Annotated in this window: 12 protein-coding genes; 6 read left to right on the top strand and 6 right to left on the bottom strand. The window is 69.6% G+C overall.

Annotated elements, in window-relative coordinates:
- Positions 1-182 precede the first annotated feature (182 nt).
- Complete coding sequence (locus C2L59_RS18130) at positions 183-338, bottom strand: hypothetical protein (RefSeq protein ID WP_086857727.1); 156 nt, start codon at positions 336-338, stop codon at positions 183-185.
- Positions 339-494: 156 nt separating this feature from the next.
- Here C2L59_RS18130 and C2L59_RS18125 point away from each other — a divergent pair, with 156 nt between their 5' ends.
- Genes C2L59_RS18125 through C2L59_RS49020 form a run of 4 tightly spaced genes read left to right on the top strand, consistent with a single transcriptional unit; the run spans position 495 to position 3,226 of the window.
- A complete protein-coding gene (locus C2L59_RS18125; RefSeq protein ID WP_103350703.1) occupies positions 495-1,037 on the top strand; it encodes a YbaB/EbfC family nucleoid-associated protein in 543 nt (180 codons plus the stop codon).
- Positions 1,037-1,369: an ESX-1 secretion-associated protein gene (locus C2L59_RS18120; RefSeq protein WP_103350702.1), complete on the top strand. Its 333-nt coding sequence runs from the start codon at positions 1,037-1,039 to the stop codon at positions 1,367-1,369. Before C2L59_RS18125 ends, C2L59_RS18120 begins: the two co-directional genes overlap by 1 nt.
- A 10-nt stretch (positions 1,370-1,379) precedes the next feature.
- On the top strand, positions 1,380-2,606 hold the full coding sequence (locus tag C2L59_RS18115; protein ID WP_103350701.1) for a hypothetical protein: 1,227 nt from the start codon (positions 1,380-1,382) through the stop codon (positions 2,604-2,606).
- A gap of 2 nt (positions 2,607-2,608) precedes the next feature.
- A complete protein-coding gene (locus tag C2L59_RS49020) occupies positions 2,609-3,226 on the top strand; it encodes a hypothetical protein (RefSeq protein ID WP_233223548.1) in 618 nt (205 codons plus the stop codon).
- Here the strand turns inward: C2L59_RS49020 and C2L59_RS18105 are convergent.
- The 3 genes from C2L59_RS18105 to C2L59_RS18095 all read right to left on the bottom strand — a co-directional run bounded on the left by C2L59_RS18105 (position 3,207) and on the right by C2L59_RS18095 (position 5,354).
- Complete coding sequence (locus C2L59_RS18105) at positions 3,207-3,431, bottom strand: hypothetical protein (RefSeq protein ID WP_103350700.1); 225 nt, start codon at positions 3,429-3,431, stop codon at positions 3,207-3,209. The two genes, C2L59_RS49020 and C2L59_RS18105, sit on opposite strands and share 20 nt — an antisense overlap.
- A gap of 41 nt (positions 3,432-3,472) precedes the next feature.
- A complete protein-coding gene (locus C2L59_RS18100; RefSeq protein ID WP_233223547.1) occupies positions 3,473-4,114 on the bottom strand; it encodes a zinc ribbon domain-containing protein in 642 nt (213 codons plus the stop codon).
- A gap of 61 nt (positions 4,115-4,175) precedes the next feature.
- Positions 4,176-5,354, bottom strand: a complete 1,179-nt coding sequence (locus C2L59_RS18095) for an MFS transporter (protein WP_103350698.1) — start codon at positions 5,352-5,354, stop codon at positions 4,176-4,178.
- A 95-nt stretch (positions 5,355-5,449) separates the two neighbouring features.
- On the opposite strand from C2L59_RS18095, the gene C2L59_RS18090 reads away from it, so the two are divergent.
- Together C2L59_RS18090 and C2L59_RS18085 are read left to right on the top strand one after the other, a co-directional pair.
- Positions 5,450-5,950, top strand: a complete 501-nt coding sequence (locus C2L59_RS18090) for an Lrp/AsnC family transcriptional regulator (RefSeq protein ID WP_103350697.1) — start codon at positions 5,450-5,452, stop codon at positions 5,948-5,950.
- Between the two features lie 47 nt (positions 5,951-5,997).
- A complete protein-coding gene (locus C2L59_RS18085) occupies positions 5,998-6,810 on the top strand; it encodes a M15 family metallopeptidase (protein WP_103350696.1) in 813 nt (270 codons plus the stop codon).
- Positions 6,811-6,866: 56 nt separating this feature from the next.
- On the opposite strand, the gene C2L59_RS18080 is transcribed toward C2L59_RS18085, so the two are convergent.
- Both C2L59_RS18080 and C2L59_RS18075 read right to left on the bottom strand, forming a co-directional pair.
- Complete coding sequence (locus C2L59_RS18080) at positions 6,867-10,778, bottom strand: DNA-directed RNA polymerase subunit beta' (RefSeq protein ID WP_103350695.1); 3,912 nt, start codon at positions 10,776-10,778, stop codon at positions 6,867-6,869.
- 88 nt (positions 10,779-10,866) lie between these two features.
- Positions 10,867-14,370, bottom strand: a complete 3,504-nt coding sequence (locus C2L59_RS18075; protein WP_103350694.1) for a DNA-directed RNA polymerase subunit beta — start codon at positions 14,368-14,370, stop codon at positions 10,867-10,869.
- Between the last annotated feature and the right edge of the window lie 478 nt (positions 14,371-14,848).

Here is a 14,848-nt window from a genome sequence, read left to right as displayed (position 1 = left end):
CCGGCCCGCCGCGCAACCACCGGCACGAGCCCGGCCCGCCGCGCAACCACCGGCCAGCCGGGCCGGGCGCCGCCGCGAAGAGCCGCCGCAGCCAGGCCGGGCGCACTAACCTGCGCCGGCCGCCCCCGTGGGCCGCCGGTGGTGCGCCCACCCCGCACCACCGCCCGGCCCTCTCCCCTGCCTTAGTCTTCGTCCGGCTTCGCGTGGTCCGGCTTGCCCGGGTTCGGGTCGCGGGACAGGTCGATCAGGGGGTGGACGCCCGCCCCCTCGGGGGCCGCGTGGCTGCCCGTCGACTTCGGTTCTTCGTCGGGGCGTCCGGCCCCTTCGGTGCTGGTCATCACACACTCCTCGCGCGTTGTCCCCTGGTGCCCTCTCCGGCCGAAACCTACCCATTACCCGGTCGGGTGATGCAGTGGGATCGGATCGGGCGTTCCGTGCGTCACAGTGCGGTCGAAGCGTCACGATGAGTCGACCACGCAGCGGGAGGACGGGACATGACGGCCGAGTTCGAGCACCTGGTGGCCGAATACGAACGGTTCCGGGCGGGCGTGCGCAGCGCCGACGACCGGTTCGCCGGGCTGGGGACCATGCAGCAGCAGCTCACCGAGCTGCGGGCGAGCGCCGCGTCGGCCGACGGGGATGTCACCGTCGTCACCGGGCCCGGCGGGGCCGTCCTGGACGTCAAGTTCACCGAGGCCGCGCTGGCCAAGGGGCCGCAGGCCCTTTCCGCCACGCTGCTGGCGACGCTGCGGGAGGCCGTCGGCGAGGCGGCGCGGCGGCAGGCCGTCATCGTCGAGGAGAACATGGGTGACGACTTCGGCCTGGTCGACCAGGTCCTGGAGACGCAGGCCGTCGCGTTCGGAACCACCGTCGAAGAACTGCGGTCGAAGCTCACCGAAGAGACAGCAGAGCCGGCGCCGCAGGACTTCTCGGAGCAGCGGGTGCTGCGGCCGGCCGATCCGCCGCCGGCCCCGCCCGCCGCGGGCCCGTCCGCGGGTGACCGGTTCCTGCGGAACCTGTTCGACGAGGAGGACTGATGGGCGGCGGCTACCGCGTCCAGGTCGACGCACTGCACAAGTACGTCGGTGACCTGGGCAAATACCGCGAACAGGGCGCGAAGATCACCGAGAAGGTGGGCCAGGCCGACGTCGGTGACAAGTCGTGGGGCGTCGTCGGCGTCTTCACCAAGGGCGGCTACGACGACACCCTGCACGAGCTGCAGTCGCTGCTGGCGTCGATCGCGGACGGGCTCGCCTCGGCGCAGGCGAAGTTCACCGACGCGGCGAACGTCTACCAGGGCGTCGAAGACGACCACAAAACCTTCTTCGGGCAGGTCGAGGTGCTGCTCGACGGCCCGGGCAAGGACTGAGGGGGAGCACATGGCCGAGGTCGAAGACGTCGCGGGCGGGATCACCGTCAAGTCCGGCGATCCGGGCACCGTGCTCGGGGTCAACGTCGGCAACGCCGTGAAGGCGACGCCGTTCGTGGGCGGCGCCGTCACCGTCGGGAAGGACGCCGTTTCGGTGACCAAGGCGGTCTTCGCGCCGCAGCCCGACGGCGCGGACATCACGCTCGCGCTCGGCACCATCGCGACCGACACCGCGAGCTTCATCCAGTCGAGCGCGAGCACCCTCACCGACATCGCGACCGACCCGCTCGGCTGGCTCGTCGGGCAGGGGCTGAACTTCCTGGTCAACGCCGTCCAGCCGATCCAGGACGCGATCCACTTCGTCAGCGGCGACGGGCCCGCGCTGGGCGTCGCGGCGGAGAACTTCGGCGCGATCGCCACCGGGCTCGACCAGCTGGCGCAGAACTTCGCCCAGGTCGCCGACGAATCGCTGAAGGACTGGGAAGGCGACGCGAGCAACGCGGCGAAGATCGCGCTGGGCGAGTTCGCGCACGGCATCGAGGGCGTGGCCGGCAAGTCCGGCGACCTCGCCCGGATGCTGCAGCTGAACAGCATGCTGATGAGCTTCGTCGAGGACCTGATCAAGGCCATCCTCACCGAGTTCGTGACCTGGCTGATCCTGCTGTGGGTGCCGGCGCTGGCCGCCGCGGTGCCGACCTGCGGGGCGTCGCTGTCCGCCGCCGCCCCGGTCACCGAGGTCAAGGCCGCGCAGACGACCGCGAAGACCACGCAGAAGGTGAACAAGCTGCGCGAGCTGCTGCAGAAGGTGCTCGGCTGGCTCCGGAAGCTGCAGCAGAAGTTCGCCTCGACGACGCTGGGCAAGTCGCTGACGAAGATCACCGCGGAGAACGAGGGCAAGGACCTGCTCCAGAAGGCCGTCGGTGACCAGGGCCTGATCGGCAAGCGCTGGGCGAAGGCGTTCGAGAACCCGGTGCTCGACGCGGCCGGGAAGGTCGACTACACGAAGACGATGCTCAAGGCCGGCGCCACCGAAGCGCTGAAGAAGGGTGGCGAAGCGGCGGTCAAGGGTGTGCTCGGCTTCAATCCGGCCAACCCCGGCGACAACCCGGCCAAGACGGTGAACGACCACCTCGGCAAGCTCAACAGCCACGTGAAGAACGCCAAGAAGGCCAGTGACTACGACGGGACCGGGCGGGACCAGTCCGTCGAGGAGACCCGCGAGGACCTGGACTTCTGACGATGCAGACGCTCTTCACGATCGGCGTGCTCGTGGTGGTGGCCGCGGTGGCCGCGGCGATCTGGTGGCGGTCGCAACGGACGGCCGCCGCGGGCCGGGCCGGGCACTGGTTCAAGGCGTTCGCGGCGGAGCAGGGCGGGACGTTCGGCAGCGGCGACGGCACCGGCTCCCCCACGTTCGGCGTGGTTCACCCGGCCGGGCGGCCGCTGACGGGCGGGCCGGCGGACCCCTGGGTCGAGTTCCGCGTCGGGACCCGGCCGGCGCTCGCGATCGACACGCGGGAGTCCTACCGGCACTTCGACGACCACACGTACTTCCGCGACCTGCACGTGACTCAGGTGCGGGTGCCGCCGGGCCCGGAGCTGCGGATCGTCCCGGGCCGGCCGGTGTCCATGCCGACCCTGCCGCCGGATTCGGGTCTCGACGCCGAGCTGGCCCGGTGGCTGGCGGCGAACCCGCGGTTCGGGCAGCGCGAGGTCGTCGTCGAGAACGGCGCCGCGCGGACGTGGGGCCAGGGCTGCGCGACGCGGCCAAACGTCACCGCCGACGCCCGCTACCTCGCCGACCTGGCCGATCACCTGCCCGCGGCGCTGTGGCGGTTCAGCGGCGACGCGTCGTGAGGTGGGTCAGGCCCGCCGACAGCGCGAACACCAGGCCGAGGCCGACGACGTAGGGCCCGGCGAGGAGGGCGAAGCCGGCGCCGATGTTGGCGTCGGGCTGGTCGGACGTGGCCCGGAAGCCGATCGCCCCCACCGCAAGCAGGACCGCGCCCGCCGTGATCAGCACGACGGCGATCACGGTCAGGCGCTTCGTGACGGGCGTCATGCGTTCATGGTGCCCGGTGCGGCCCGGATCCGCCGGACGGCTCAGAGTTTGCCGCCGCAGTCCGAGCAGAACAGCGCACCCGGCTTGTTGCTCTCGCTCCCGCAGCCGCCGCAGGCGACCTTCAGGGCCAGGGAGGTGCCGCACGACGAACAGAACTTGCCGCCGTCGGCCTTCAGGCCGCAGCCCGGGCACGTCACCTTCGCGCGGGTGTCGATGTCGAGGCCCGCCGTCCAGTCCTTCTCGCGGGCCTTGTCCCAGATCTGGTCGCGCTGGGCCGCCGCCTGGGCGCGCGAGATCTCCTCGGCGACGCTCGGCGAGCAGCGCAGGCACTGGCCGATCTCCTCGTTCCAGCACTGGGTCTCGCACATCCAGTCGCCGCAGCCGCGGCACTGGCGGAAGCTCGGGGTGATTTCCTCGACCGCCGCGGCCAGCGCCTTGTCCTTGGCCGGCGAGTTCGTCGCGCGGTCGTAGCGCCACTGGTCGGCCGAGTTGCTCAGGTCGCGCAGCGTCCCGCCGAAGAACGAGCCGACGGCGCGAAGCACGCTTCGGCCGGTCTCGACGTTGTCGCGCTGGAAGGCGGAACGGAAGCCGTTGCCGCAGCGTTCGCACCGGAACTCAAACTGGTACCCCTGCGTGTTCGAGAGGTCCGAGAAGTTGTCCGTGAAGGGCACAGAGTCAGCCACGGCCCATTCTCGCCGGGCGGTCGCGGGGCCGGTGAGGAGAGATTTGCCGACAACGGCCCGGCTACCGGCCGTCACGGGCGGCGGAGAACGCCAGCGGGAGCAGGGCCAGCACCCCGCCGACGACCGCGACCAGCGCGTATCCGCCGCCGGCGAACAGCGCCCCGGACCCCAGCCCGGCCAGCGCGGACGCCGACCAGACGACCGCGTCCACGGTGCCCTGCACCCGGCTGCGCGTCTCCGGCGCGAGGTCCCGGCTGAGCTGCGCGCTGCCGCCGACGAACACGAGGTTCCAGCCGTAGCCCAGGAGGAACAGCGCGACCGGCAGGCCGGAGGTGTGTGCCGTCGGCGCCGCGAGCGCGGTCGCCGTCGCCAGCGCGAGCACGCCGAGCCCCGCGTTGATCGCGACGCGCGGACCCCAGCGGTCGGCGATCCGGCCCGACAGCGGCGCCAGCGCGAACATCCCGAACAGGTGCGCGCTCAGCACCCAGCCGACGACGCCGAGGCCGTGCCCGTGCGCCTGCAGCTGCAACGGCGTCATCGTCATCACGGCGCCCATCGTGAGCTGCGCGGCGACCATCGCGATCAGCGGCCGCGCGATCCCGGCCGGCCGCATCGGGCCGCGTGCGGCTACGACGTCCTCCCGCGGCGGGGGCACGTGCCGCGGGAGGACCGACGCCGCCACCGCCGCACCCGCCGTGGCCAGGACCGCCACCGCGACCGGGCCGGACAGCGACGGCCAGCCGAAGCGGGCCGCGACGCCGGCCGCCGGCGCCATCAGGGCCGGCCCGGCGAGCGCGCCGACGGTCCCGCCCCAGACGACGGTCGAGAGGGCCCGGCCCCGCTGGTCTTCCGGGTACAGGTCCGCGGCCACGTACCGCGAGAGCTGCGCGCCGCCGTTGCCCAGGCCGACCAGCAGGATGCCCAGCAGCAGCGGCACGACGGACGTCGCCAGCGCGCCCGCGAACGCCACCAGCGCGCCGGCCGCGGCGATGCCGTAGCCGGCGGCCAGCACGCGACGGCGGCCATAAACCGGCAGCAGCGTGCCGGCGCCGAGCGCGCCCGCCGCGGTGCCGAGCACGTTCGCCACGCTCGGCAACCCGCTCCAGACCGCGCCGCTGCCGGCGGCGACGATCAGCGTCGCCGCGGTGCCCAGACCGACCGTGGCCGTGTTGAGCAGTGCGACGCCCGCGAACAGCGCCCCCATGGACCGGGTCCGGCCGGTCACCGTCGAAGTCCCCATGACCAGGAACTCTAGGGATTCCGGGACCCGGTCCGAAGGGACGTCCGACGGCAAATCCGTCGCCCCGGCCGCGGTTCGGAAGGAAGATGGGGCCCATGACTTTTCGTTCGGAAAAGGCGCTGGACGACGTCGACTGGCGGTTGCTGGAGCTGCTGCAGGCCGACGGTCGGCTGTCGTTCAAGGAGCTCGGCCGCCGGATCAACCTGTCGGCGCCGGCGGTGGCCGAGCGGGTGCGGCGGCTCGAAGAGACCGGGGTGATCACCGGGTACCGCGCCCAGGTCGACGCGCGGCGCACGGGCCAGCCGCTGCAGGCGTTCGTCGAGATGCGGTGCGCGCTCAGCAGCTGCCTGCTGAAGACGTCGAAGTCCGAGGACTACCCGGAGGTCGTGGAGATCCACCGCCTGTCCGGCGACCACTGCACGATGCTCAAGATCCGCGCGGCGTCGCTCGAACACTTCGAAGGGCTGCTGGAGCGGCTCGGCAAGCACGGCGAACTGCGGTCGTCGGTGGTGCTTTCCACGCAGTTCGAGGGCCGCCCGGTGCAGCCGCCGTCGGACGACTTCCTGCGGGCGACGAGGGCCGACGGCTGGTCCTGACTCGGACGGCGGCTGCGCGCCCGGGGCCGGGCTGATAGACGGGAGGAATGCCGATCTTCCCCCGCCGGGTGCGCGCCCTCGCCGTCACCCTCGCCGCTCTGGGCAATCTCGCCGTGCCGACGCCCGCGCAGGCCGGCACGTCCGGCGCGTTCGTCGCGCTCTCCGACGTCGCGCCGTCGATCCTGCAGGACATCCGCTACGACACGCGCCACAACTTCATCGGCCGCCGCATCGACGGGTACCGCCGGCCGCTGTGCATCCTGACCCGCCAGGCGGCGGAAGGGCTGCGGAAGGCGCAGGCGCGGCTGCTCCGGCAGGGCTACACGCTCAAGGTGTACGACTGCTACCGGCCGCAGCGCGCCGTCGACCACTTCGTGCGGTGGGCGAAGGACCTCACCGACGAAAAGATGAAGGCGGAGTTCTACCCGGACGTCGCCAAGGACCGGCTGTTCGCCGAGGGGTACATCGCCGAGAAGTCCGGACACAGCCGCGGCAGCACGATGGACCTCACCCTGGTGCGGCTCCCGCCCCGGTTCCAGCGGCCGTACGTTCCGGGTGAGCCGCTCAAGGCGTGCTACGCCCCGCGGGACCAGCGGTTCCCGGACAACACGGTCGACATGGGCACCGGCTACGACTGCTTCGACCCGCTCGCCCACACGGACAACCCGGCGATCACCGGCGCCGCCCGGCAGAACCGCGACCTGCTGCGGTCGACGATGGCCGCCGCGGGCTTCCGCAACCTGCCGGAGGAGTGGTGGCACTACACGCTGAACGACGAGCCGTTCCCGGACACCTACTTCGACTTCCCGGTGTCCCGGGGCAGCCTGGCTTACTCGGCGGGTGAATCCCTGCTCAGGTGAGAAACGGGAAAGGCCCCCGCCGGCAACCCGGCGAGGGCCTTTCCCGTAACTCAGCTTCAGCGGAAATCGCGGCCGAAGTCGTAGTCGTCCAGCGGGACCGCGGCACCGGTGCCCGTACCGAACACGTCCGGGGTGTAGTAACCGTCGTCGTAGGACGGGATCGCGTACGCCGCGACCCGGGCCTCTTCCGTCGGCTGCACCTGGATGTTGCGGTAGCGGTTGATGCCCGTACCGGCCGGGATCAGCTTACCGATGATCACGTTCTCCTTGAGGCCCACGAGCTTGTCCGAGCGGCCGTTGATGGCCGCGTCGGTCAGGACTCGGGTGGTCTCCTGGAACGACGCCGCCGACAGCCACGAGTCCGTGGTGAGCGACGCCTTCGTGATACCCATCAGCACTGGACGGCCCGAAGCCGGCTCGCCGCCTTCGGCGACCGCGGCCCGGTTCGTCGCCTCGAACTTGGTCCGCTCGGGCAGCTCGCCCGGCAGGAAGTCCGTGGCCCCGGAGTCGATGATCGTCACCCGGCGCAGCATCTGCCGGACGATGACCTCGATGTGCTTGTCGTGGATCGACACACCCTGCGCCCGGTACACCTTCTGGACCTCGTCCACCAGGTGGATCTGCGCCTCGCGCGGCCCCATGACCCGCAGCACCTCGTGCGGGTCCGGCGTGCCTTCGAGCAGCTGCTGACCGACGTGCACGTGGTCACCGTCGCCCAGCGGGCCGTTCGGGGTGTTCGCGAGCCGCTGACGCTTGGACAGCTTGTCGAAGACGATCTCTTCGCCGCCGTCGTCCGGGATCAGCGTGATCTTCCAGAACCGCTCGCTCTCCTCGATGCGCACGCGGCCATCGACGTCGGCGATCGGCGCCTTGCCCTTCGGCACCCGCGCCTCGAACAGCTCCTGGACACGCGGCAGACCGGTCGTGATGTCGTCACCGGCCACACCACCCTGGTGGAACGTACGCATCGTCAGCTGGGTACCCGGCTCACCGATCGACTGGGCGGCGACGATACCCACCGCCTCGCCGACGTCGACGAGCAGACCGGTCGCCATCGAGCGGCCGTAGCAGGTCGCGCAGATACCGACGACCGACTCGCACGTCAGCACCGAGCGGACCTTGACCTTCGCGATGCCGCTGGAGATCAGCTTGTCGATGGCCGGGTCGCCGATGTCGTCGCCGGCGTTCAGCACGACGTTGCCCTTGGCGTCCACCGCGTCCGTCGCGAGGTTCCGCGCGTACACGCTGGTCTCGACGTGCTGATCGCGCAGGACCTTGCCGTCGCCGACGTCCTCGCCGATCGGCATCATGATGCCGCGGGTGGTGCCGCAGTCGGTCTCGCGGACGATGACGTCCTGCGAGACGTCCACCAGACGCCGGGTCAGGTAACCCGAGTCGGCGGTACGGAGCGCCGTGTCCGCCAGACCCTTCCGGGCACCGTGCGTCGCGATGAAGTACTCCGCCACCGACAGGCCCTCACGGAAGTTGGCCTTGATCGGACGCGGGATGTACTCACCCTTCGGGTTCGACACCAGGCCACGCATACCGGCCAGGGACCGGACCTGCGTCATGTTACCGGCGGCGCCCGACTTCACGATCATGGCGATCGGGTTGTCGTCCGGCAGCGCCGTCTCCATGATCTTGTGGACCTCTTCGGTGGCCTGCGTCCACACCTTGACGAGCTCGTTGTTGCGCTCGGCGTGCGACAGCTGACCGCGCTGGTAGCGCTTCTCCACCTGGGAGGCCTTGCCCTCGTACTCGTCGAGGATGGCCTTCTTGCCCACCGGGGTGAGCACGTCCGAGATGGCGACGGTGACACCCGACCGGGTCGCCCAGTAGAAACCGGCGTCCTTCAGCCGGTCCAGGGTCTGCGCGACCTGGGTCATCGAGTACCGCTCGGCGAGGTCGTTCACGATCGCGGCCTGCCGCTTCTTCGGCATCGGCTCGTTGATGAACGGGTAGTCCGCCGGCAGCAGCTCGTTGAACAGCACGCGGCCCAGGGTCGTCTCGGCCAGCCACGCCTTGCCCGGCTCCCAGCCCTTTTCCGCGAGCGCCGGCTCGTCGGCCTTGGCCGGCTGACGGTCGGTGATGCGGATCTTGACCGGGGCGTGCAGGCTCAGCGCCTTGCGGTCGTAGGCCATGATCGCCTCGGCCGTCGACGAGTACGCGTTGCCCGCGCCCTCGGCCGTCTCGGTGAGGCGGGTCAGGTGGAACAGGCCCGTGACCATGTCCAGCCGCGGCATGGCGAGCGGACGGCCCGACGCCGGCGACAGGATGTTGTTCGCCGACAGCATCAGGATCCGGGCCTCGGCCTGCGCCTCGGCCGACAGCGGCAGGTGCACCGCCATCTGGTCACCGTCGAAGTCCGCGTTGAACGCTTCGCAGACCAGCGGGTGCAGCTGGATGGCCTTGCCTTCGACCAGCTGCGGCTCGAAGGCCTGGATGCCGAGGCGGTGCAGCGTCGGCGCGCGGTTCAGCATCACCGGGTGGCCGGTGATGACCTCTTCCAGCACGTCCCACACCTGCGGCCGCGAGCGCTCCACCATCCGCTTGGCGGACTTGATGTTCTGCGCGTGGTTCAGGTCGACCAGCCGCTTCATGACGAACGGCTTGAACAGCTCGAGCGCCATGTCCTTCGGCAGACCGCACTGGTGCAGCTTCAGCTGCGGGCCGACGATGATGACCGAACGGCCCGAGTAGTCGACGCGCTTGCCGAGCAGGTTCTGGCGGAACCGGCCCTGCTTGCCCTTGAGCAGGTCGGACAGCGACTTCAGCGGCCGGTTGCCCGGGCCGGTGACCGGACGCCCGCGGCGGCCGTTGTCGAACAGCGCGTCGACGGCCTCCTGCAGCATCCGCTTCTCGTTGTTGACGATGATCTCGGGCGCGCCGAGGTCGATCAGCCGCTTGAGGCGGTTGTTCCGGTTGATCACCCGGCGGTACAGGTCGTTCAGGTCGGAGGTCGCGAAGCGGCCACCGTCCAGCTGCACCATCGGGCGCAGGTCCGGCGGGATCACCGGGACGGCGTCGAGCACCATGCCGCGCGGGTCGTTGCCGGTGGCCTGGAAGGCCGCGACGACCTTGAGCCGCTTCAGCGCGCGGAGCTTCTTCTGCCCCTTGCCGTTGCGGATGGTGTCGCGCAGGTTGTCGGCCTCCGCGGAGACGTCGAACTCGGTGGCCAGCTTCTGAATGGCCTCCGCGCCCATGCCGCCGGTGAAGTACTCGCCGTAGCGGTCGACGAGCTCGCGGTAGAGCAGCTCGTCGGCGATCAGCTGACGGGTGTCCAGCTTCGTGAAGGTCGTCCAGACCTCCTCGAGGCGGTCCAGCTCGCGGCCGGCGCGGTCGCGCAGCTGGCGCATCTCGCGCTCGCCGCCTTCCTTGACCTTGCGGCGGACGTCGGACTTGGCGCCCTCCGCCTCCAGCGCGGCCAGGTCGGCTTCGAGCTTCTGCGCGCGGGCTTCGATGTCCGCGTCACGCTTGGTCTCGAGGTTCTTGCGCTCGACGCCGATCTCGTTCTCGAGGGTCGGCAGGTCGTTGTGGCGCAGCTCCGTGTTCACGCCGGTGATGACGTAAGCAGCGAAGTAGATGATCTTCTCGAGGTCCTTCGGCGCCAGGTCCAGCAGGTAGCCCAGGCGGGACGGAACACCCTTGAAGTACCAGATGTGGGTGACCGGGGCGGCCAGCTCGATGTGGCCCATCCGCTCGCGGCGCACCTTGGCGCGGGTCACCTCGACGCCGCAGCGCTCACAGATGATGCCCTTGAAGCGGACGCGCTTGTACTTGCCGCAGTAGCACTCCCAGTCCCGGGTCGGGCCGAAGATCTTCTCGCAGAAGAGGCCGTCCTTCTCGGGCTTGAGCGTCCGGTAGTTGATGGTCTCCGGCTTCTTGACCTCGCCGTACGACCACTGACGGATGTCGTCGGCCGTGGCGAGACCAATGCGGAGCTCATCGAAGAAGTTGACGTCCAGCACGTCTAGATCCCCTTGGGGTTGTTTCGGCTAGAGAGGGGTGGCGGGCGAGCTGGGCCCCGCGGGAGGCAGGGCCCAGCTCAGCTCGCGATCAGTGCACGACGTCGTCCACCGAGGGCGACTCGTTGCGGGACAGGTTGATGCCGAGGTTGGCCGCGGCGCGCTCGAGGTCCTCGTCGTCGGAGTCGCGCATCTCGATCGCCGCACCGTCGCTGGAGAGCACCTCGACGTTGAGGCACAGCGACTGGAGCTCCTTGAGGAGCACCTTGAACGACTCCGGGATGCCCGGCTCGGGGATGTTCTCGCCCTTGACGATGGCCTCGTACACCTTGACGCGGCCGACCACGTCGTCCGACTTGATCGTCAGCAGCTCCTGCAGCGTGTAGGCGGCGCCGTACGCCTGCATCGCCCAGCACTCCATCTCACCGAAGCGCTGGCCACCGAACTGCGCCTTACCACCCAGCGGCTGCTGCGTGATCATCGAGTACGGACCGGTGGAGCGGGCGTGGATCTTGTCGTCGACCAGGTGGTGCAGCTTCAGGATGTACATGTAGCCGACCGCGACCGGGTACGGGTACGGCTCGCCGGAGCGGCCGTCGAACAGGTTGGCCTTCCCGTTCTCCTTGACCATCCGCTCGCCGTCGCGGTTCGGCTTGGTCGCGCTGAGCAGCCCGGTGAGCTCCTCCTCCTTCGCGCCGTCGAACACCGGGGTGGCGGTGTTCGTGCCCGGCGCGACGTCGCGGAGCTCGGGCGAAAGGTTCTTCGCCCAGTCCGGGTCGCCCTCGATCGTCCAGCCCTGCGAGGCCAGCCAGCCCAGGTGCAGCTCGAGGATCTGGCCGATGTTCATCCGTCGCGGGACACCGTGGGTGTTCAGGATGATGTCGACCGGGGTGCCGTCCTCCATGAACGGCATGTCCTCGACCGGCAGGATCTTGCCGATGACACCCTTGTTCCCGTGCCGGCCGGCGAGCTTGTCGCCCGGCTGGATCTTGCGCTTCTGGGCCACGTAGACGCGGACCAGCTCGTTGACGCCCGGGGGCAGCTCGTCGTCGTCCTCGCGCGAGAACACGCGGATGCCGATGACCTTGCCGGTCTCGCCGTGCGGCACCTTCAGCGAGGTGTCGCGGACTTCGCGGGCCTTCTCGCCGAAGATCGCGCGGAGCAGGCGCTCCTCCGGGGTCAGCTCGGTCTCGCCCTTCGGCGTGACCTTGCCGACCAGGATGTCGCCGTCGCGGACCTCGGCACCGATCCGGATGATGCCGCGCTCGTCGAGGTCGGCCAGGACCTCCTCGGAGACGTTCGGGATGTCCCGGGTGATCTCCTCGGCGCCCAGCTTGGTGTCGCGGGCGTCGATCTCGTGCTCCTCGATGTGGATCGACGTCAGCACGTCGTCCTGCACCAGGCGCTCGGAGAGGATGATCGCGTCCTCGTAGTTGTGGCCCTCCCACGGCATGACCGCGACCAGCAGGTTCTTGCCGAGCGCCACCTCACCGTTTTCGGTGGACGGGCCGTCGGCGATGACCTGGCCGGCTTCGACCCGGTCGCCCTCGTTGACGATCGGGCGGTGGTTGAAGCAGGTGCCGTGGTTCGAGCGGCGGAACTTGTAGAGGCTGTAGGCCTTCCGCGTCCCGTCGTCGTGCATGACCGTGATCAGGTCGGCGGAGAGCTCCTCCACCACGCCCGACTGCTCGGCGACCAGCATGTCGCCGGAGTCGATCGCGGCGCGCAGCTCCACGCCGGTGCCGACGTACGGCGCCTGGCTGCGGAGCAGCGGCACGGCCTGACGCTGCATGTTCGCGCCCATCAGCGCGCGGTTCGCGTCGTCGTGCTCGAGGAACGGGATCATCGCCGTCGCGATCGAGACCATCTGCCGCGGCGACACGTCCATGTAGTCGATGTCGAGCGGGTCGATCAGCTCGACCTCGCCGCCCTTGCGGCGGGCCATGACCCGGTCTTCGACGAAGGTGCCGTCGTCCGAGATCGGCGCGTTGGCCTGGGCCTTGACGAACCGGTCCTCTTCGTCCGCGGTCAGGTAGTCGATCTGGTCGGTGACCTGACCCTCGACGACCTTGCGGTACGGCGTCTCGATGAAGCCGAACGGGTTGACCCGCGCGTAGGAGCAGAGCGAGCCGATCAGGCCGATGTTCGGGCCTTCCGGGGTCTCGATCGGGCACATCCGGCCGTAGTGCGACGGGTGGACGTCGCGGACCTCCATGCCGGCGCGCTCACGCGACAGACCACCCGGGCCCAGCGCGTTGAGGCGGCGCTTGTGGGTCAGGCCGTCGATCGGGTTCGTCTGCTGCATGAACTGCGACAGCTGCGAGGTGCCGAAGAACTCCTTGATCGCCGCGCCGATCGGGCGGATGTTGATCAGGGTCTGCGGGGTGATCGCCTCGACGTCCTGCGTGGTCATGCGCTCGCGGACGACGCGCTCGGTGCGCGACAGGCCGACCCGGATCTGGTTCTGGATCAGCTCGCCGACGGTGCGGATGCGGCGGTTGCCGAAGTGGTCGATGTCGTCGGTCTCGACCGGGATCTCGGTGCCGTTCGCGGCGTCCATCTTGTCCTCGCCGGCGTGCAGCCGGACCAGGTACTCGATGATCGTGACGATGTCCTCTTCGGTCAGCGTCCCGTTCTCGATCGGCGTCGAGAGGCCCAGCTTCTTGTTGACCTTGTACCGGCCGACCTTGGCCAGGTCGTAGCGCTTCGCCTTGAAGAACAGGTTCTCCAGCAGGGTCTGCGCGCTCTCCTTCGTGGGCGGTTCGCCCGGGCGGAGCTTGCGGTAGATGTCGAGCAGCGCCTCGTCGGTGCCGGCGGTGTGGTCCTTCTCGAGGGTGGCGAGCAGCGTCTCCGAGAAGGAGAAGCGCTCACGGATCGCCTCGGTGGTCCAGCCGAGCGCCTTCAGCAGCACGGTGACCGGCTGGCGGCGCTTGCGGTCGATGCGGACGCCGACGGTGTCGCGCTTGTCGACGTCGAACTCCAGCCAGGCACCCCGGCTCGGGATGACCCGGACGCTGAAGACGTCCTTGTCGGAGGTCTTGTCGATGTCCTTGGAGTAGTAGACGCCCGGGGAGCGGACCAGCTGGGACACCACGACACGCTCGGTGCCGTTGATGACGAAGGTGCCCTTGTCGGTCATCACCGGGAAGTCGCCGAGGAAGACCGTCTGGCTCTTGATCTCACCCGTGTTGTTGTTGACGAACTCCGCCGTGACGAACAGCGGGGCGGCGTACGTCATGTCCTTGTCCTTGCACTCTTCGATCGAGGCCTTGACCTCGTCGAAGCGCGGGGCGGAGAAGGACAGGGACATCGAACCGGAGAAGTCTTCGATCGGGGAGATCTCGTTGAGGACCTCTTCGAGGCCGCCGACCGGGTTCTCCTCACCCTCCTCGACACGGCGCTGGAACCACGCTTCGTCCCCGGTGAACCACTGGAACGACTGGATCTGGACGTCGAGCAGGTTGGGGGTGTTCAGGGGTTCGCGAATCTTTGCGAAGGAAACCCGCTTGGGCGCGCCGGGGATTCCCGTGGCCTCCGAGCGAGATTCAGCCGAGTTGGTCGCAGCAGTGGCCTGGTTCGCGGGAGAGACTGCCAAGATGCGTCCTTCCGGGGACAATGAGCGGTGACGGCCGCCATAGCAACAGCTATCAGCGACTGTCAAGGGTGCCGTGTGCCCACTATCCTAACTACCGGCTCCGGGCAGCCTGAAAGAGGGCAGCGCAAAGAGGCAGTCTAGCCCGAACGTCGCGGCTTGTCCAGGGGGCGCTCCCGATGGGGCCCAGCCTGCTTCGCAACGTCTTCAGGTATGCCTCCGGGCGAGCCGAGGGTCCCTCCCGCAAGGGCCCCGGTTTCGCCGTCGGGAGTAAGCGTGACCCCACCGGCGCTTCCAGTCAAGATGCCACACGGGGGTCCCGCCGGTTGGCGCAGCGTGGAAGAGGTTCAGCGGAGCGTGAGCGGCCAGATATCATTCCAGCTACCGGCCGGTAACGCCACCTTCGGGGCTTCTACCTGGGGTTTCGGGGAGCGGATCGGGTGAGCCGGACACCACCGGGTGGAGGGGGAGCCGGACGGGG

The sequence above is a fragment of the Amycolatopsis sp. CA-128772 genome (genome assembly GCF_002904295.1).
GTDB lineage: Bacteria > Actinomycetota > Actinomycetes > Mycobacteriales > Pseudonocardiaceae > Amycolatopsis.
This window is presented reverse-complemented; position numbering and strand designations above follow the sequence as displayed.